This is a genomic window from Pedobacter agri PB92 (assembly GCF_000258495.1).
Taxonomy (GTDB): domain Bacteria; phylum Bacteroidota; class Bacteroidia; order Sphingobacteriales; family Sphingobacteriaceae; genus Pedobacter; species Pedobacter agri.
Map to the genome: position 1 here is coordinate 1 of NZ_AJLG01000083.1, position 21,479 is coordinate 21,479.

The following is a 21,479-nucleotide window of genomic DNA, read 5'->3' on the forward strand; positions in this document are numbered from 1 at the left end:
ACGGAAATGGTTTGCTTTTGTACTTTTGGTGATTTCGACATCCTCTCCTGGATGCATGATGAGCAAGAAACGCTGAGTAAAAAAGTTATTTCTTAGTGCCAGCCGTTTTCCTTTTAAAATCTGAAGGACTTAAATCAAACTGCTTTTTGAAGCACACACTAAAGTACTTTGCATTGTTAAAACCCGTTTGATATGCTACTTCTGCTACAGTTAAGTCTGATTTTTCCAATAAATAAGCACTTCTTTTTAAACGGATGTTCAAGATAAATTCTTTGATAGACATACCCACAATATCATTGATTTTTTGATATAAAATAGTTCTACCTACGTTCATGTCTGCTACGAAATCTTCAACCGAATAATTGGCATTGGCAATATTTTCTTCAATTACCTTCATTGCTTTTCTCAACAACTCTTCATCCATAGAAGTAACCGTAACATTAGACGGATCTACCTGAATACGCTTACTGTATTTTTCCTTTAATTCCTGCTGATTTTTAAGTGTTGTTTCTGTTTGTTGCAACAAATACTCAATATCAAAAGGTTTATCAATAAAAACGCTTGCACCATACTCTAGAGCTTTAATCTTATTTTGGTTGTCATCGCCGTTACCAGAAATCATGATAATTGGGATATGACTAGTCTTAAAATTCTGCCTTAAACTCTTACAAACATCTAAACCATTTTTGTTTGGCATAATCAAATCGGTAATGATCAACTGAGGATAGATCTTCTCTGCTTTAATCATTCCTTCTGCTCCATCACTCGCCGTGTAGACGTTATATTTCTCAACTAATCTCTGCTCTAAGTAAGCACGCAATTGCGGATCATCATCAATCAGCAAAATACTATCTGCTTTTCTTATTCCAGTAGAACCATTTTCTGGCTCAACTGTATCTTGCATCACAATATCATCAATCTCGGAGATGGTATAATCGTAAACGGTCGACTGCATATCTCCAGAACCTGCTTGTTTTTTTAATGGCAACATAATTGTAAATGAGATCTTGTCTGCCTTGTTAACCATCCAAATTTTTCCGTTTAGCACATCAACCAATTCTTTTACAATCGCCAAACCTAATCCAGAACTTTCCTCAAAAGTTGGTCGGTACGATGACAAGCGATTAAAAGAAGTAAAAAGTTTGGAAATCTGTTCTTCAGAAAACCCATCGCCACTATTTAGAACTTCAACAGATACATATTCGGTTTCCGGATCATTTAATTTTTCCGCTAACCTCTCTTTTTCTTCATCTGTCGAGCTATAAATACGCACGCCAACATAACCTTTGTTTGGTGTATATTTTAGTGCATTGGAGAACAGATTGGTCAATATTTTCTCGATCACATCATCGTCAAAAGCAACCACTAAATTATCTCTGTGGGCAGCAATATTCGTTTCAATTTCTTTTTTATTGGCATAAAGCTCAAACAGACCAAAAATATCTTTCACGAAGTTGATGAAATCTCCAATTTGCGGATTAAGCGTAATTTTTTGGCTTTCAATTTCACGAAAACGCAATAGCTGACTAATCATGCGCTGTATTCTAGACACATTTTTTTCAATCAAACCCATATAACCGACGGCGCTATCGTTAGCGGCTAAAGTTTCTTTTAATTGCTTTAAAGGCTGAATGACTAGCGTAAGCGGTGTTTTTAAATCATGCGAAATATTGGTAAAGAAATCGGTACGAGCTTGGTTCAACTCACGCATATTTTGCTTTTTCAATTCTTCTAAAGCCAACCTTTCTTTGAAAACCTTTTTATTAGTATAGTATCTGGTGATGAAAAAAAGTAGACAAAGAGCGACAGCAAAGTAAAAAAAAATAAGCCCACCAAGAAAGAAAAAAAGGTGGATCTAAATGGATGTACAACCGAGATATTTGATCACTCCAAACACCATCGTTGTTAGACGCTTTGATTTCAAAAGTATAATCGCCACTTGGCAAATTTAGAAATTGAATAGATTTCTGTTTAGTATTTATGGTCTGCCATTTATCATCAAGCCCTTTCATACGATAGGCAAACTGATTTTTGTCAGCCGAAAGGTAACTGTTTGCAGAAAAGCAAATTTCTATGTTTGATTGATCGCTCTTTAGTTTGATTCTATTTTCCTTTTCGTTAGATAGACTGGAAATATCTTTAGCTAAAGGTGAATTTTTTTCCTGGCTAGTGATTTGCTTGTTGTTCACAAACAGACCAGTAAAGAATACCTTAGGCTTTTGAGGATTTTTATTGAGGTAAGATGGATCGAAAAGTACAAAACCGCTAGTGCCACCGAATAGCATCTCCCCTTTTGACGTTTTATAAGCAGAACGGATGTAAAATGACCCACAGCTATTTTCCTTGTAGAACCTAGCTTTAATAAATTGTTTCGATTTAACATCAAAATAATACAATCCATTGCCTGTGCTGAACCAGATATTTTTAGAAAAGCTATCTTCTAAAATACCGAACACCATTTTGGCTGGCATTCCGTTATGTACACTGTAATTGGTATAAGTACCATTTTTTCTAAGCACATTTACACCTTTGCCCAAAGTACCAAACCAAATATCACCATTAGAATCAATTAAGTAACTACAGAGGTAATTGGCTGTGTAGGAATCATCCTTAATTAAATAATGTTTGATTACTTTTAAAGTTGTTCTGTCTACGATAAAAAAACCTTGATGCGTAACTAAACAAAGTCGATCTTGTTCATCTAGATAACTCCCTTCAATTTGTAAATTGATAGGCTTACTCTTATCATCTAAGATCTTTAACATTTCGATTCCGCCGCCCGGCTTTTTCCTATAGAAAAATGGTCTATCGGGATCTGTCATTAACCATGTGCCTTGCTTGTCTTTAATAAAGCTGTAAACCGTTAAAGGCTGTTTGCTTTCTGGAGAGTTAAAATTAAGACTGGTAAAAGTTTTACTGGTTAAATTATAAGAAGTAACACCACCGCCAAAGGCAGATATTAACAGATTTTTATTGTCTGCATCGAACTTGAGACGTTTGATCATGTTGGAATTTGGCGAGTTGCCCTGCGACTTCATATAATGACTGAACGTATCGCTGTTCCTGTTCCAATAGTTTAGTCCACCACCCTCTGTACCAATCCAAATATTACCTAAATGATCTTCCTGAAAACTACTTACGATAGGATGATTTAGACCTCCAGGAGTGGGGTTAAAATAACGAACACGCGAATCGTATAAAGAACAATAAGCAATTTTACCACCATACGTTCCAATCCAAGCCCCTTGGTCTTGATCGGCATAAATGGTCCAGATGGAGTTGTTAGGCAAGGCGTAGGCATCGTTTAAGTTCATACGGAGCACACGACTATCTTGCGTGCTTGGATCGTATAGAAAAAGCCCAGCTTGAGTAGCCACCCACATTACGCCAGACTTGTCCAAGTATATCTTCTTGGCCAATACAGCTTGTTTTCCATAAGTAACTGGAATATGCTGTTTCTTAACTCCGGTTTCATCTGTTACCTGTATTCCTCCACGTTGTGTAAGGAAATAAAAAGAGCCATTATGGGCCAAAGCATCAGCAACCTGATTGGCAGATGAGCCAAAATCTGCAAATGGTAGTAACCTACGTTTTGCTATATCTACCTTGTACAGCAGCGCATCTTGGGTAAGAAAAACATTGCCCTTTAAGCTAATTAACGTACTAAAAAAATTGTTTTTTGGTAATGGAAAGCCAATCGTTTTGTTCTTTTCTTGATCATAACGCACCACACTATCGCCTGCAAGCAAAAAAAGTTTACCATCGTTAGCCATAGAAATGGAGCGTATCCTGCCTGGAACAACAATATCAAATGAAAACTTTTCGTAGTTGAATTTTAGTAAGCCGTGACCAGTTCCTAAAAACAGATTACCCTTTCTATCCCTTAATAAAGAGCCGTACCCCCATTTTAACTTTGGCTGAATAGCGAAAATAATATCATTTAATTGATAAAAGCTGTTGCCGTCGTACATGAAGAGCGCATCTGGTCCTGTGTACCACATCCTTCCCAAGCTGTCTTTGGCAATGCTCTGAATGCCTCCGTAATAGGAAGTTTCGGGCATCACGTGAAATCGATACTTAGAAATATCGATTGCAAAAACATTTTGAAAAAGTAGTGTAGCTAAAAAAGCGACAAGAACGTATTTCTTCATTTACCAAAAAAGCTGTTCATCAAAGTTCTTAAGTTTTAAATTCCAACTATACCTTTTGTCAGTCTGAGCTTGTCAAAGACTTCTTATAACGAGAATGTTTCGACAAGCTCAACATGACACCAGTGTTGTTATATGAAATTTAAAAAATCTACATTGTAGAGCGTTAATCTACGATTTCTATTTTAATTTTCTTATTTTTAACAATGATATTGTAATCTCCGGCCTCTAAAAAGCGCTTACCATCTCCATCAACAAAGCTCAAATCACGTTCTAAGTCTAGTTCAAATTTATACGTTTTGGTTTCCCCTTTTTTCAGCAGCTGCTTCTCAAAATATTTAAGTTCTTTAATAGGCCTAGAAATTGTAGAAACTGGATCTTGAATAAACCAATGTACGGTCTCCACACCTTCTCTATCTCCCACGTTTTTCACCGGAATTTCTACCGTTAATTTTTCGCCACGTTTTAGTTTCGTTGAAGAAACTTTTAAGTCGCCATACTCGAAGGTAGTGTAGCTTAAACCGTGGGCAAACTCATATAACGGCGTACTCTGGATATCTTGATACTTGCCTTGATGAGGGCGAGCACTTTGTCTGTAATTGTAATAAATAGGGATTTGACCTGTGGAGAACGGGAAAGTCATGGCCAATTTACCAGATGGATTTACACGACCAGACAACACACCCGATAATGGTCTACCGCCTGGTGTTCCTGGCTGCCACATGGTTAAAATAGCATCGCTGATAGGCTCTAATCTGTTCAATTCCAAAGGACGACCGCTAGATAATACTAAGATGATAGGTTTACCTAATTTCTTCAACTCGATAGCCAATTCTTCTTGTATCTGCGGCAAGGCAATGGTTGAGCGAGAAGCATTCTCACCGCTCCAGTCTTTCTTTTCACCTAGGCAAAGTACTATTACATCAGATTTTGCGGCTAAGGCTTTAGCCTCTTCAAAACCTTTTTTATCCTTTCCATCGAAATCAGCACCTAAAGCATAATTCACTTCAGCTTTGCCTTTATATTCTGCTTGCAAAGCATCGCTAATGGTAATGATTTCGTCAGACTTACCTTGTGCTGCCCAAGAACCTAATAAATTCCATTGGCTTTTTGCCATTGGGCCGATCACTGCAATTTTAGAGACGTTATTTAGAGGTAATGCCTTATCCTTATTTTTAAGCAAAACGATAGACTCTTCTGCCAATTGTTCCGCAATTTTCAAGCTCTCTGGACGGTAAAAACGTTGATTTTCTGTAGTGGTTGGTGTGTAAGGACGATCAAATAATCCCAATCTGAATTTCACCCTAAGTACTCTTCTTACAGCATCATTCAACAAATCTTCAGACACCTTACCTTCTTTTACCAATTCAGCAAGGTAATTGTCATAAGCCCTATTCATCATATCCATTTCTACACCAGCCGTAAATGCTTTCAAAGCCGCTTCTTTCTTGTTAGCAGCTACACCTTGCGGACGGAGTTGTTCTATAGATCCCCAATCTGAAACCACGAAACCATCGTGTTTCCAACGTTTTTTCAATACTTCTGTTAATGTGTAATGGTTAGCAGAACCTGGTGTACCACTGATATCGTTGAACGAACTCATCAAAGTTACGGCCCCTGCCTTTACGCCCGCTTCATATGGAGCCATATAAGTATCCCAAAGGGTTTGATTAGAAATTTCCGAGTACACATAATCGCGTCCAGCTTCTGATGCACCATAGCCGATGTAATGTTTTAAACAAGCAGCAACGTTTTTATCGCTAGACAAATCTTTACCTTGATATCCTTTAACCGAAGCCACGGTAAAAATGGCGTTGGTGTAGGTATCTTCGCCGTAACCTTCTGCTACTCTTCCCCAACGACCATCTCTGGCCACATCAATCATTGGCGAGAAAGTCCAATCTATCCCCGACATTCTTGCCTCCTGCGCCGCCACACCACAGGCTTTTTCTACCAATGCTGGGTTCCAAGAACAAGCTTGCCCTAAAGAAATTGGATAAATGGTACGGAAACCATGGATCACATCATAACCGAAGATGATTGGAATACCCAAGCGGCTTTGTTCCATCGCTTTTTTCTGTACTTTGTTGCGCAAATCAGCATTGCTACCAAAGTAAATCAAAGAACCAATTTCTGCTGGAATACCGTTTACTGGATCTGCCATGTTATTGGCGTTATCGTTGCGTCCCAGTGTATATTGGTTCAATTGCATTACCTTTTCTTGTAAATTCATGCGAGCCAATAAATCGTCTATGCGTTTTTCTATTGGTTGCTTTGCATCTTTGTACAAAGGTTTTTCTTGTTTGTAACTCGAAAATAAAGTACTAGTTAAAACAGCTAGCACTAAAATAGTTTTCTTCATCATTTCTATTTAAAAACTGGTGTTTGCGATAATTTCATTGTTTTTTGTTGGTTGTTCTTCAGTTCGAAAACAACAATTTCATTTTTTCCTTGCACTAAGTCGGCTGATGGGATTAAGATGGATCTTTGTTTTTCTTCTTCCCAGTAAGAGCCCACGTATTTTTGGTTTACCCATACTTCTCCCATTCCCCAACCAGTAATGTCTAGATAGTTGCTTCTTGAGGTATTCAACTCAAATTCGCCTTTGTAAAAACCTGGGCTCTCTGTATCCTTACGATCTTCGAAAACTAAATCTTTGATAGGATATTTTTTAACATTGAGCGGTATCATTTTCCATTGCTTCAAGTCATTTCCATCTAAAGTAATTCCGCCAAACAAGCCTTTAGCATTATCCGTAATCTCTGGTCCGTAGGTAATTCTTCCGATATTCTCTACATAAATCTGTAGCAAATATTTGCCTGGATTAGTCTTAATGGTGATTTTTTTATGGTTATCGGTTACTCTTCCCTGCAAAATCCCATCTACGTAAACCGCAGCATAATCTCGAACATTTTCTAGTTCCAACTCCTCGCTGTCAGATTGGGTAGTAATTTCAGATTGATAAAGTACATAGCCAAATTCCACATTCAAATCATTCATAGACAATAGCCCATCAGCTTCAACCGGCTTTTTATAAACCTGTTCTAAAGCTGCTTTTTGATTGAAGACAATTTCCTGCGCAGATAAAGTTTGTCCTGCAAGCGTCAGTAATCCTAATACAATTTTTCTCACCATCACATTACCTTTCTTATTTCGTTAGAAACGATTGGATAAATGTCTCCTCCACTTGTACCTGTGGCGAAAATTTATCACTCTTTACATAATTATCTATACTATACAATAACTGTTGTGTAGCTGGGCGTTTATCTAAATCAGTTTTCGTATCCACAGCCAACACCAATAGCTTTCCGCCATTCACCTTAGCTTCAAAACCAATCCCTAGTTTTTGGTTATTATCATAGCTATCTATCACTTGAATAAATGGGCGAAGTTTTTCTGGGGTATTTTGCATTTCGATCACTTTGGCATTATTCAAAATGTCCCACCATTGCCAATCTGTATGGTAAGACGTAGTAAAATCTTTAAACACTGGCTGTTCGTTGTGTACCAAGTTCCCGATCGTCATAGGTGCCCAAGCAAACATGATTGGGTTCCAAAAGTGGTTATGAAACATCGATTTACGTCCTTTTACGTTTTCTGGAGCAGGATAAAGCACTACCGATTTACCTTGAGCCAATTGCTTTTTAGCGGCATCGTCATAAACATGAGTATACAACACATCGCTGTTAGATTTCATTAAATTTTCGTGTTCCGGATATACCCAAATATCCCAACTGTTCTTAATCTTGTCGTTAACTGAAAAGTGTACCGTTAACTTTTGCGAAACCGCTACATTTTTCAAGGCAATTGAGAATTCGCCAACTGGCGATACATTATCATTAGCAATGTTTTGGCTTTTTAGATTTCCTTTTTGTAACACTTTGCCATTTGCATCGGTTAACCACCATTTCAACTTCGCATTTTTGATAGCTGCGTTGCTGAAATTGTAGACTTCGGCTTTCCCAGTAAAGGTTTCGTTATTGAAATAGCTGCTTTTTTCGTAACGTAATAAGGCTACGGTAGGTGCGCAAAATTCCCTAAACTTTTCTGGCGTTACCAAACCTTTTGAGTCCCAAAATGGATCTAAAACACCCACAGGTGCATAACCTTGTCCAGGGAAATCATTGATGGACAATAACTGGAAACCAGCAGATTTAGAAGAACGTAATAAGGCTTCGATTACCGCTTTGTACTCTAAAACCGTCAAAGCTCCAGATGCACGGAAGAAGTCGTTGGCCTGATCTAGCATACCATTCTTCTGTAGCATATCTCTAAACACTTCAAAATTTCGTGCTTCTACAGGGCTGTTTGCATATTTTTTGATTTCTTCGAAATTAGGATACACACAACGTTGTCCCGATTCGTGAGAAATTACGGGTACATCTACGTCAGATTCCATGCTCCTGTCCCAATCTGTATTTGGTAGACCTTCATAAACTTTTACCGGTCCTTTGTTGGTTTGCTGCGAAACATAATACTGATCTGATTTTACACGCGTACGAGCTGTAGAACCACTAAATAAATGACGAGGATCTAACTTGATGGCGTCAGCTGTTAGTTCTTCAATAAAATCGAAATTTCCAGTGATTTCATTACCGTTGCAATACAACACAAATGAAGGATGGTTGCCATATTCTTTCAAAATGGCTCTCATTTCCCTACGGAAGAAATTGTATCTGTCCTCATCTGGCTCAGCATCTTTACCCCACATTGGCATTTCTACCTCAAAGTAAATTCCGTGCTTATCAGCCATACGGAAAGCTGCTTTTGGTGGACACCAAGAATGGAAGCGTAAGTGGTTCATGCCATAGTCTTTAATCAACAGCATGATACGCTCCCAAGAAGCATTATCAACTGGTGCATAACCCGTTTTAGGGAACACCGCATTTTCTACGTTACCACGCAAATGAACTGGGCGATTATTGATCACGACATGGTTTTTACCTTGCTTTACTTCTCTTAATCCAAAAGTGGTTGCTTTTTCATGTTGGTAGTTGGTTTTACCATCAGAGATGTTTAACTGAGCCTTGATTTGATAAACATTTGGATTAAATTCATCCCACAATTTGGCATTTTTACCCAAAGGAATGTTAGCTTCAACAAAAGTTACCGAATCGTTGCTAACAACCGCAACTTCATTTTTCAAGTTATAATTGGTTCCGGCAATGGTAAAAGAAGCTTTTCCTTTGAATTGTTTTTTGGTTTCGTTATTCACTTGCAAACGCACTTTTATAGATTTATTTGCAATGTTCGGGTATACCTGAAGATCTTCTACATACACTGGATCTATCGCCATCAGTTTCATTTCTCCCAAAATACCGTTCCAATTGATTTGGGTAAACTCAGTGTGTGCATGGTTCCATTTATGGGTTTTATACTGAAACCTGTTATCGATGCAAATGGTGATACGATGTGTTTTACCGGGCTTAACGAAGTTTGTTAAATCATGATTATGTGGCACACTGATGTAATCGATACTACTTACTTCTTTGGTATCTACATAAATAGAACTTAACCAATGCGTACGTTCAAAATAGATGAAAATTTTCTTGCCTTTCCAAGCTGCCGGAATTTCGATATCACGTTGGTACCAAGCCGGCCCCATGTATTCATATTTTCTCGTCAAGCGATCAATGTATTGATAAGGAACTTTATAACCAATTTGCTTGTCGTCGGTAATACCAGGAAGCTGAATTTCTTCTTGTAAAACGTGATTATACCGTGGCGATAGGGATCCCCTGCGGAAATCCATTACATCTGTTTGGAATTTCCATTTACCCGATAAATCTAGTGATACGGTCTGTGCTTTTAATGCATAAGACTGCATTAAAAACAGCATTAAAAGTAGGTGTTTTAGGTTTTTATATAGGTTCATTTGTGTGTGTGTGTGTTAATTGTATATTTAAAGTTTTCTTTGAGGAGAATTCATCCCTCTATCCCCCCAAAGGGGGAAATGCATGATGACTAGCCATCGTCAACTAGACAACTATGTTTGTCCCCCTTTTGGAGGAAGTGCGCCGGCAAGAGCGTAGGCAGGGCGAGGAAATTTCACCATTAACTGTCTACTTGCCATCGTAATATTCCTTCATTAAATACCAAGCTTTCTTTCTGTAACCTTGATCAGAAACCAAACCTTTTCGGTTCCAATCTTCTTGGTTGGTTGGATGGAAACGGAATGGCGAACGGAAATCGAAAAGCACCCAAGGCGAAGTTCCTCTTAGGTTAGGGATATGTTTGAACATCTCTAAATTTTCTCTGTACAAAGTTGCTTGGTAGTCTTCACTCCATGAGCTTACCACATCGGCATCGCCCGTTTTACCATAAAGTGCTTCGCCACCAAATTCCGAAACAATTAAAGGCTGACCTTTAGCTACATCCCAAATCGATTTATCTGGCGTAACTGGCCAAGGGTGATACCAACCCATGTATTTATTTATTGCTACGACATCCAATTCTTTGATAAAAGGATCATCCATGACAAAAACCTGTCTGTCTTTGTTGAAACGAACTAAATCAAATGCTGCTGTAATTAATCTGGTAGTGTCTATAGATTTTGTGATTTCAATTAGAGATTTGATGAACGCATTCCGAGGTTCCGATAGTTGTGTTTCATTCGCCACTCCCCAAAATGTTAATGCAACGCGATTTTTATCACGCATAATCATTTCACGCATCATTTTACCCGCCTTTGCTTTGGTCGCTTCGTTTTTGAAATCAATACCTTGCCAAATCGGAATTTCTTCCCATAATAAGAAGCCCATTTTTTCAGCTAACCTAACAATGTATTCGTTCTGCGGATAGTGTGCCAAACGAATCATGTTACAGCCTAAAGCTTTGGCTTCAGACAATAGCATTACCGCATCTGCTTCTGAAAAAGCTCGGCCTTTACGTTGTGGTATTTCTTCATGAAACGAGATTGACTTTAAGAAGATAGGCTTATCATTCAAATAGATATCCTCTCCTTTTACCCAAACATTACGGAAACCAATTTGCTCTTCAACTTGATCGTTTTCGCTTGATACTTTTACTTTATACAAAGTTGGCGAGCTAGGTGACCAACGCTTTATTTTCTTTGAAGCAAAGGAAGTTTTTACTTCTCCATTTACATCTGTTTTAAGCGTTTGCTTTAACTGCAATTCAGGAATTTCGACGGTTACCGATTGGCTAATTTTTTCAGATAGTTTGATGCTGGCGTTAATTTTATCAGCCTTGGTTTTATCCAACTGGATGAAATAATCTTCGATAAATACTTTGGGAATACTCACCAAAAAAACATCACGTGTAATGCCGCCATAATTCCACCAATCAAAAGCCATCGCCGGAATAGCATCCACTGTACGCGTATTATTTACCTCAACCGCTAAAAAGTTATCCCTTTCCTTTAGTGCATCGGTCACATCAATTTGAAATGGTGTAAAACCTCCTTCATGCTGACCAATTTCTTTTCCATTCAGGTAAATTCTACAACGGTAACTTACCGCTCCAAAATATAAAAATGTTTTTCCGGTATGCTGCTTTGCTGCATCAAAACGACGAGCGTACCAAATCGTACCCTCATAATATTTAAGTTCGGGCATTTGGCTGTTCCAGTCTGAAGGAACATTTAAACGATAACCGTGATCAAAAGAATATTCGTAGAAATCAATTTTCGTTTCTGGTTTTTTATTGAGATAGATCTTGTTCTTTCTACCTTGATCGTACAAATCAATAATGGCATCCCATTTTCCGTTTAACGATTGCACATTTCTTCCATAAACGTTGGTCATGGTTTGTTGTGCGATGGAATTTGAAAAAATCAAACTTAAAAACAGGGATAACGCTAAATAAAAGGTTCTCGGCTTCATCATAAATATGTGTTATTTCTTATAAATTTTCATGGCTAAACCACCGCCTTTAGCCATAGAAAGGCTCATTTTACGGTTAGCAGGAATAGTAATTGTTTCTTTTTTATAGTCGGAGGCAATACGATTGGCATTGGCACCATCTCTGTAAAGCTCTGCAACGTAATTTCCTTCACCCAAGAAAGATAAATCGAGTTCTAGTTTTCGAGCATCCCAATTGGTCATTGACCCTACATACCATGTTTCTGCTTTTTTACGGGCAATAGCAATGTATTTACCGATCTCTCCTTCAAGCGCAACTGTTTGATCCCAAACCGTTGGAACAGCCGAAATAAAATCGGTACATTCTTGCTCTTTTTCATAATTGGTAGGGCTATCGCAAAGCATATTCAATGGCGATTCGAAAATGACGTACTGTGCCAACTGTCGACAACGCGTGCCCTGGCTCATTGGTTCGTCGTTAATACCACGATGCGTTCTTTTGGTGGCATTGCGCATGGCACCTTGCGTATAATCAATTGGGCCAGCTATCATCCGAATAAATGGCATCGTCACATCATAAGTTACCTGATCTAACTCTGGACCAGTCCATTTCATCTGCTCTAAACCATGTACAGCTTCGAAATTGATCACATTAGGATAAGTTCTATTAATACCCGTTGGCTTATACGTTCCGTGAAAATCTAGCATCAATTTGTACTTGGCGGCTATTTCTGCCGCACGATAATGGAAATCTACCATTTGCTGGTCGTCGCGATCCATGAAATCAACCTTAAAGCCCTTTACACCCATTTCTGAATAATGCTTGCATACACGCTCCAAATCTCTGTCAAAAGCATAGTAACCAGCCCATAGAATGATGCCTACGTTTTTAGCCTTTGCATGAGCAATCAATTTCTTCAAATCTATTTCTGGCACTACCTGGAACAGGTCAGCTTTTTTGTTCACCGCCCAACCTTCATCTAGAATTACGTACTCAATGCCGTTTTTAGAAGCAAAATCAATATAAGATTGATAGGTTTCTGTATTTACACCAGCTTCAAAATCTACATTTGAAATGCCCCAATGGTTCCACCATTCCCAAGCTACTTTTCCCGGTTTAACCCAAGAAGCATCTGCTATTCTCGATGGAGCAGCCAATTTATAGACCATATCATTATCTGCCAATTGTTTATCGTTGGTAGATACAATCACAATGCGCCAAGGGAACTTAGCTTTGGGTTTACTTTTAGCCAAATAAGGCTGACGAGCAGTAACTAATTGCTGTAACTCATTATGCCCACCTTGTTGCGTTGCTGTTGGATAGGCTGCAAAGCTAGATTGCAACGAAGTAGAACCGTTAGTGTTGGCGAGGTACATCCCTGGATAACTTTCCAAGTCAGCCTCTGCTAAACAAACCTTTTTTCCATTGTCTAAACTCACTATCAAAGGAGATAACGCCAACTTAGCAGCGCTGATTTTACTTAATGGGGTGTAGGTGTATTCGTTTTCAAATGAGTTAAAATATTGGCTTTCGATATCCTTAAATTTTCCTTTTACATAAGAAACATAGGTGTTAAAATCTTTCGAAAAGTTGAATGTAGCCTCCTCGTTTTTAACCACAATAGCTTTATCGTTGGTGGATACAAAGCGGTAGGCTATACCTTCGTTGTAAGCTCTAAAAATGAGAGTAAAGTTTTCTTTAAAACTTAAAACCAGCTCATTGTAATGGTCATCAATTTGGTTTCTTTTATAAAACAGCGCGTTAATCTTTTGATGATGGGTATTCGCTTTTGCATTTTTCAATTGAGAGTTTTTGCCCCAAACAGTGCCGTTATCTAGGCTCATGTTTAAGACGGAAGGTTTTAAAATGATATCTCCCTGATGGGTGATTGCATAGCTAATCTTTTCGTTCAAAGAAATAGCAACTGCCAATTTTCCATCTGGGGATTTCAATTGATGTTTTTTTTGTCCCCAGGAGCTGATGGTAAGGGCTAATAAAAATGTAGTAAGTATAATTCTCATATATAGTCTCATTTGGTAATTTCGTAGCGATACATCACGAAGTCGTTTATTTTCGGGAGTGAAACTTCGATGGTGCCGTTTTTAGCGATGGTGGTATTGATGTTTTTTCCGTTCCCTAGTACTGGCGTACATTTTAATTTCGTTCCAGCAGGCAGCCACGTTTTCAATGCGCCAGTTGCTTCCGCTGTATTTTCTCTATAAAAAATGAAGTAACCTTTGTTTCCGTTCAGCGATTGAAAACCAGTCCAAGACCTGCCAGAAGGTTCATCTCCTATTGGCAAAATGGTGCCTAAATGGAAATCGTGTTGTATTTTTCGATAAGACTTGATTAAATCTTTGATTTTTAGTGCTTCTTCAGGCAAACCTGTACCTTCAAACCATGCCAAAGGTTGGCCAGCCATCGTAGTCGCAAATAAATACTCGAAAGAGTGATTGTTAGGGGCAAAAATGTCTTTACCATATTTATCTGCATTTCTCCATTTATTCAAGAATTCGATTTGCAATTTCTCGGCAGGCACATATTTAGATAGTTGCCATAGGTTTCTCAAAGTCCAATACGGATAATAGTTCTGCCAATCGGTGTAACGGTTTTCCAAGAATACATTTCCATATTCATTGAAGGTGTAATAACCTGCCCTTCTACCAGCAGTAGCATCTAAATTAAAGACCACTTCGTTATTAGTTTCTTCCAATACACCATCGAAAAGCTTACGTAGATTAATCTCTGATTGTTTAGTTGGAATGGCTAAACCATCGATTTTGAAAGTGCGGATACCGTACTCCTTGTACAAACTCACCAAAGCATTCACGTCTTTTTCCCAATCGGCATAATCATTTTGCACACTTGGATTAAACCAAAGGCATATCTCCACGCCTAATTCTTTACCCCTTTTTACTATTGGATGCAGGCCGTTAGGATATTTCGCTGGATCTGGTTTCCAATAATCTGGGTTATCCCAAATATTTTTGAAAGAACCTTTAGCCAAGGCAGAATTGGGGCTTTTTCCTACCTGCCAACCATCATCGATCTGAAAATGAGAAATACCTAACTCTGCTGCTTTTTCAACTTCCAACAAACTGAATTTCTCATTTACTTTAGCGTCTTGACTACGATCTCCCCAAGTATTCATCATCACCATTTCATCGCGTTGTGGCAATAACCTGCGGAAGTTTTTTTGATAGTTACGTAATGCAGTAAGCTGCTGTAATTCTCCTCCGCTATACATACCAATTACGCTGCTATAAGCCTTGGTCCATTCCTCAGTTTTGATATCTTTAGCTGTTAATCCCAATCCGCTTATGGTAAAATGGCCGAAATCAGTGGTAAAATCATGGCCCTGATAAGCTAGCTGTACGCTAGATGTTGGGGCTTCCTTCAAAAAGAAAAAACCTTTATTATTTTCATTGTTATGCGCTAACAGCAAATTACCTCTGTAATTGGTTTTGCGGTAAGGAATAATATTTCTCTCTTGAATAAGGTTATTATTCCAATCAGTAACATCGAAAAACTCCACAATTTTAGTTTGCCAATGAAAGCCATCTAGCTTGATTTGATCTAAAATGGCGGTCATTTGCTGAGACTTCATATCTTCTACAAACTCGATGTTTTTTCTATCAGCTGCATTTACGGCTTTAGTATCTAAAGCTAAATCGATGCTACCTTTTAAATAAATATCACAAGCAATTACAGGACTGTCTTCATAAACTCGATATACCTTTTTAACAGTTAAAGTACCTAAAGAAACGTTTACTTCTACAGCCAAATAATTGGGATGGATGGTGTTTTCTTTAACTTCCTTCGATGAGTAAGTTCCATTTGAAGCTGCATCTTTGGTCAGCTGAAAATCAGGCGTTTTTAACCTGTTCAACCAAATTTGGTTAGTTGCTTTATCGGTTAAACTATAGGTAATCACGTTGCCGTCATTCCACAGAAATTTTCTTTCTATCCACTTATTGCCAACTACCAGGGTGTCTTTTTTAAATTTGCAATAGGTGCCCTGTTGTGCCTGTACAGAAAAGCAAGAAGTCATGAAAGAAAGTAGCAGAAATCGTATTCTCATCATCAAGAGGTCATTTATTGCACTTCTAAATCTTTCAACTTCACCCATCCGTCTTGCGTAACTTCACTTGTTATAGCTAATCGTATTGCGGGTTGGTTATTCTCTGTTCTATCGACAATGGCTACTGCCCAAGTGTATTTTCCAGCCGGAAGTTCTACTGTGACTTTTAAATCATTAACTATTGAATTACCCAGCAGCCAATTGGAAGGTTCCGTTTTTTGATCTACAAAAACTTGTTTCACTTTATTCTCTGCGTCCAATAAGGCAAAAGCGACTTTGTATTTGTAGTTCCACTGCGGAATGTTATTAGGGAAATATCCCCAGCCCATGTTTTTCCAGGTGTGCTGGATGTTAAAGGCGCTTTTTGCATGCAATTGCTGAGGAAGTTTGATTTCATCTGGATACAAACGATAGCCGCCTTGAGCACTAAAACCCTGCACTAGCGAAAATTCCTGAAACCAGGATTCGGTATCACCCACCCTAAAATCCATCATATTGACATGGGCTTCTTTCGATGCCTCAAACTCCCCTTTTCTCACATCTTCCGGATGGCCTTTTCTGTATTTCCCACTCGGATCAATCCAATAACTGTGCGTTTTAGAGGTAATCCAGCCACCTTCCATAATAATGGGGCGCTTATAATTCCATTTCTTGGCAAAATCTTTCTCCCAACCTTGGTAATAGCCAGTCATTCCAAAAGCGTCATGTCTAAGGCTATAACCTTTTGCTATTGCTTTTTCTAATAATCTTTCACTATTCAGATTAGCTGGCGCCCAACTTTCTGGATGACCAAACAAACGGTGATAATTAATTACCAAAGGGATTTGAGTGAAGGTTCTTGCATACAAATCAGTCACCCAAGTCAATGCCTCCTCTTTAGTTTTTTCGATATCTATTTTCTCTGCAGATTCAGGGTCTTGATAAACGACATAATGGGCTTCGCCCCATTTGCCTAAGCCATAGGCATCAATAAAAGAAGTGCGTTGCGGGTCATTAAATTCTTTAGCGAAAGCCTCGATAAATTTTGCGTAATATTTTCTGAATATTGGATCTTGTGGATAAGGCGTTTGTCTGTCTGGATTTCTTGGGTTTTCCAGGTAGAATTTTGCGCCAGCGTCAAATACAAACTTGGGCGTATTTTGTCCTTGGTCACGACCATCGACCACAATTCGAAATGCTATTGGCAATCCTCTTTTTTCGGCACCCTTAATCAGCTTTGCTATTCTCGAATTCGGGTCGTTCCAGGCGTAAACACCATCTTCAGGATTTAACGATGACCAACTGGTACGGATATAGCAGGCAGAAGCGTAATCTATTGCTTTTACCTTTCTATTAAGTTCCGGTGCAAAAAATTCAGTATCCCAATAAGTTTCATCAGCATTACGAGGGGCATACATTACCCAACCATTTAAAGGATTGCGTAACACCGTTTTGCCATCATAAATAGTATGGATTACTTGGTATTGCACCTGTTTTGCTGCTTTGTAAAAGGTATTTCCCTGAGCACTTACAAGTAGCGAGGTTTGAAGTAAATAAAAAATTAAAACGATTTTAAAAGGTATTGGTGTACGCTGGCGTTTAAAAAGGGAAAAGTTAATTCTCATAATGGTTTGGTTAGACTTAGTTGACTGCCTTTACTGAAAGCTTAATACAATTTCTGCTGGCCATTCAGTTCTGTTACGAAGCAAAAGTAACTATCAGATGGTGCTCAGATGGTACGTATTTGTTCAGAAAAGGTTTGTTTTTGTACAAATAAAGTGGTTTTAACGTATGTAGTCAGGACATTTGGATAAGTAAAGTTTAATTTAGCTTTTATAAAAAATACAATGATGCTGGAAACGGTTAACGCTGATGGAAATAAACTTACCTGTCGTTGAAAACCCGTTGGGCTTATGAATCGAAGAATTCGATATTGAATAGGTTAATTACCAGTTATCAGTTCTAAATGGTGATGCAGGTAAACCCTCGACGCTATAAATTTCTCCTACGCACCAATTTTTAAAAGCGTAACGTACTGCAACGGGCTCTTTCACGGCTTCACTAACAACAATCACTTTATTATCTTTTATTTTAGCCTTCGCCTGATGAAATACCTTATCGCTTCCAGCAACTTCAAATTGCGTAATCGGTTTTCCATAGCTAGTTATTCCCAAAGGAATACCAGAAAATTTAACGTTCAGCGTATCACCTTTAATCTGTAAACTTTCAAACTTCGGCCCAACAGATGCAATGCCTTGTTTATGATATGTTTTTTCAAGCGCTAAGTAGGCTAACCGTTTAGCTACAAGCGTTTTGTTTGCAGGATGGATATTATATTCTTCTCCACCATCAATGGTAATAGCCATACCCGTATGGCCTAGACTATCTGTTAATTGCAATTGGGCTTCCCTGAGCAATGGAACGGCCAGCCTGGATTCGTTCGCATAGGCCATTGGTGCAATCTGTACTCCAAAAAAATCCCATTGACCAATATTCCACTGTTCTCGCCACAGATTTATCATGGCCATCTGAAGCGCAAGATAATCTTGATGATTGTGCCTGTTTTGTTCTCCCTGATACCAAATTACTCCTGCAATATGATACCCCACTAGTGGTTTAATCATTGCATTATACAACTTTCCTGGTGTTTGATGATTTGCTTTCGAAATTGAACGATTGAAATTTAATCGATCGCCGAGTAGATTTTGCAAAACATTTTTGTCTGTCCATGCTTCAATAGGCGAACCACCCCAGGTGCTTTGAATAATGCCGATCGGTACGCCCAAATGTTTTTGCAATAAACTGGCAAACTGGTAACCTACAGCACTAAAATCACCTGCTGTTTCGGCATCAGCATGCCTCCAAAGGCCCTTAACATCATTTTTAGGTGTTGTTGAATACGCTTTTTCAACATGAAATAACCTTAACTTCGGGTTGACAGATTCTACCAAAATATCTAAGGAATTAGTGATTGGTAATCCTCCATACCCTTTCATTGGCATATCCATATTCGACTGCCCTGAACAAATCCACACCTCGCCAATCAACACGTCGTTTAGCGTAATTTTATTTTCCTGGTTAATTTGAATCGAATATGGTCCACCAGCGGTGGGTGTATTTAAATAACTATCCCAAGTTCCATCATATTTGGTGTTTGCCTGATAGGTTTTATGATCCCAGGAAGTTGTAATGGTTATTTTTTTTGATCCAGTTGAAAAACCCCATATTTTAACACTTGATTTTTGCTGCAAAACCATCCCGTTCGAAAACAAAGCTGGTAGCTTCACTTCAGCCATAGCATTAAAGCCGAAAATAGAGAGTATAAAAAATAACTTAAATTTCATCGTTTTGCTCCTTTTGTTTAGACTGTACGGTTGCCTGATAAATAGCCAGTGCAGCAAGCAGAATTAAAATTCCAACAGCAATAATCACAAGGGAATAATCATCGGCCATGATGCCTAAAAACGTAATGCCTAAACCGACTACGGCCATAGATATGGCAATGACACGGATTCCAAAAATATTTTGCTTTTCGGCTGCAAAATGTGCAGAGGCATCAATCGCTGACTTCACTTGATCCTTAACATCTTTGTTTTTGATCATACTCATCGCTTTCTCAGAAATAAAGCCCCTGTTTGCGTAATAAAGTTCAAAGACCATCAAAAGAAAAATTGGAATCCCCATTCCCAAAACTGTTTCCATAGTTCTGCTTAACTTAAAATCGAGTAATGCAGGTGAAATCACCTTGAAAAATAGATTTATGACCAATGCACTGATGGTTATCGTAACCACCGAAAAACCTGTTTGTCTTTTTGAAAAGAGTGTCCAGATGATGGGTGCGAAAAGTGCACCGCCGGCTATTGACGCAGTACTCAAAACTACCTCGACAATTCCACCAGCACTGGGTATCCACATGGCCACAAGAATGGTTAGCACTCCAAATAAAAGTGTGAATAGTCGAGCCATCCAAATTACCTGTTTTTCCGAGGAAGAAGGACGCAGGAGATTTTTATAAATATCCTGTGCGAATACCGTTGCTGCCATATTAATGGTGGTATTGGCTTTACTTGAAGTTGCAGAGACCATTCCGGCCAGAACCAATCCAATCAAACCTGCAGGCATTACCTTTTGAATCAGCATCATGTAAGCATCTTCCGTTTGCAGACCTTGTAAATCAGGATTAATCACCCTGTAAATCATCGGTGGAAGCATCCATATTACCGGACTAATAAAATAGAGTATTGTAAATATTCCTGCAACTTTTTTAGCATTTTTTTCATCCTTAACGCTAGTGTAACGTTGTACATATGACCAATTCCCACCAATGTAAAAGGTTTGGTATACAATAAAGGCCAACATAAAACCGAACGTATAATCACTATTGAAAGGTTCGAAAAAGTGTGCCGGCGCTTTCTTAATCAAGTTGTTAAAACCACCTATTTGTCCAAAGGCAATTGGTATCACAATCACTACTGCAGCAGAAAGAATGACAAACTGAACCACATCAGTAACTAATACCGCCCAAAGTCCGCCGGCAGCGGTATATAGGACAATAATTAAACCAATAATGAAAATGCAGGTATTAACCGGTAAATCAGTTGCCACATGAACCATTTTCCCTACCGGATAAAGCACGGCGGCAGTGGTAAACAAGCTCAATAGCAGAGTCATATAAGTATAAAACTGTTTTTCTTTGGCACCAAAGCGCTTACCGATAAATTCGGCAGCAGTCGATACGCCTGTTTTCTTCCATTTGGCTGCAATAAATACCATCACAATAAAACCACTGATAGCCATAGTAAGCTGAATAGCATTGGCTACCACGCCATACTTGTATGCAATAGAGCCCCAAACAACAAAAGTTCCTGCAGAGAAATAACTGATGAAGAGCGATAGCCCATTAATCCACCACGGGGTTTCGCCGCCAGCTTCAAAAAAAGCCTGACCATTTTTACTGCCCACTCTGGTGAAAGTTAAGCCGATGGCAAATATCAATAGGGCGAAAATGCCCATCACTATGAAATCTAATTGTACCATAATTAAAGCTTAACTTCTGAATAACAACGAACCGCAAATACAGCTGCTGGTACCAATTCAGAAGGATGTTCTACCTCAATAGTAAGTTTTCTCGTCTCCATTGCTTCATCTAATATAATACGCTGATGACTTTGAAAATTATCAGTTTTCTCAAATAATATCTTACCTGACTGATCCTTAACTACATATTTTCTTACACAAAAAGGCATGACCGTTTCTGGATGTCCCATAAGCACAGATTCCATAGGGTGATCAAAATCTGTATCAAACCATAAGTCAATTTGTTTAATTGTCTTCACCTCATCCCATTCAAAATTTAAACTTGGCGAAGCATCAGCAGGATCTGCCACCCAAGCATTGGGCTGACGAACGGGCCTATCAATCCCGCTGGTCAGGTTTGATTTATCGAA

At 38.6% G+C, this 21,479-nt stretch carries 11 protein-coding genes and 1 pseudogene; all 12 read right to left on the reverse strand.

What is annotated here, in order from left to right; translation table 11 throughout:
• Window positions 1–85 precede the first annotated feature (85 nt).
• Entirely contained in the window at window positions 86–1,726 is a 1,641-nt protein-coding gene (locus ON09_RS25685) for a hybrid sensor histidine kinase/response regulator transcription factor (RefSeq protein WP_238533675.1), read from the reverse strand.
• 37 nt (window positions 1,727–1,763) lie between these two features.
• Window positions 1,764–4,151 (reverse strand): ligand-binding sensor domain-containing protein, encoded by a 2,388-nt coding sequence (locus tag ON09_RS25690; RefSeq protein WP_010601545.1) that lies wholly within the window; start codon window positions 4,149–4,151, stop codon window positions 1,764–1,766.
• Window positions 4,152–4,314: 163 nt separating this feature from the next.
• Window positions 4,315–6,513 (reverse strand): glycoside hydrolase family 3 N-terminal domain-containing protein, encoded by a 2,199-nt coding sequence (locus ON09_RS13225; RefSeq protein WP_202947151.1) that lies wholly within the window; start codon window positions 6,511–6,513, stop codon window positions 4,315–4,317.
• A 2-nt stretch (window positions 6,514–6,515) separates the two neighbouring features.
• Window positions 6,516–7,283, reverse strand: a complete 768-nt coding sequence (locus ON09_RS13230; protein ID WP_010601547.1) for a hypothetical protein — start codon at window positions 7,281–7,283, stop codon at window positions 6,516–6,518.
• Window positions 7,284–7,296: 13 nt separating this feature from the next.
• Entirely contained in the window at window positions 7,297–10,023 is a 2,727-nt protein-coding gene (locus ON09_RS13235; protein WP_039842399.1) for a sugar-binding domain-containing protein, read from the reverse strand.
• A 187-nt stretch (window positions 10,024–10,210) separates the two neighbouring features.
• On the reverse strand, window positions 10,211–11,995 hold the full coding sequence (locus tag ON09_RS13240) for a glycoside hydrolase family 2 protein (protein WP_010601549.1): 1,785 nt from the start codon (window positions 11,993–11,995) through the stop codon (window positions 10,211–10,213).
• A 9-nt stretch (window positions 11,996–12,004) separates the two neighbouring features.
• Entirely contained in the window at window positions 12,005–13,993 is a 1,989-nt protein-coding gene (locus ON09_RS13245) for a glycoside hydrolase family 97 protein (RefSeq protein ID WP_010601550.1), read from the reverse strand.
• Between the two features lie 8 nt (window positions 13,994–14,001).
• Window positions 14,002–16,056, reverse strand: coding sequence for an alpha-galactosidase (locus ON09_RS13250; RefSeq protein ID WP_199564072.1), 2,055 nt, complete (start codon window positions 16,054–16,056; stop codon window positions 14,002–14,004).
• An 11-nt stretch (window positions 16,057–16,067) separates the two neighbouring features.
• Window positions 16,068–17,657, reverse strand: a complete 1,590-nt coding sequence (locus tag ON09_RS13255) for a DUF4832 domain-containing protein (protein WP_010601552.1) — start codon at window positions 17,655–17,657, stop codon at window positions 16,068–16,070.
• Between the two features lie 321 nt (window positions 17,658–17,978).
• The gene (locus tag ON09_RS13260) at window positions 17,979–19,376 is read right to left on the reverse strand and encodes a sialate O-acetylesterase (RefSeq protein WP_010601553.1); all 1,398 of its coding nucleotides are present in this window, start codon (window positions 19,374–19,376) and stop codon (window positions 17,979–17,981) included.
• The gene (locus tag ON09_RS13265) at window positions 19,366–21,069 is read right to left on the reverse strand and encodes a sodium:solute symporter family protein (protein WP_039842400.1); all 1,704 of its coding nucleotides are present in this window, start codon (window positions 21,067–21,069) and stop codon (window positions 19,366–19,368) included. Before ON09_RS13265 ends, ON09_RS13260 begins: the two co-directional genes overlap by 11 nt.
• Window positions 21,070–21,071: 2 nt before the next feature.
• Window positions 21,072–21,479: pseudogene (locus tag ON09_RS13270) on the reverse strand (FAD-dependent oxidoreductase); the annotation flags it as partial.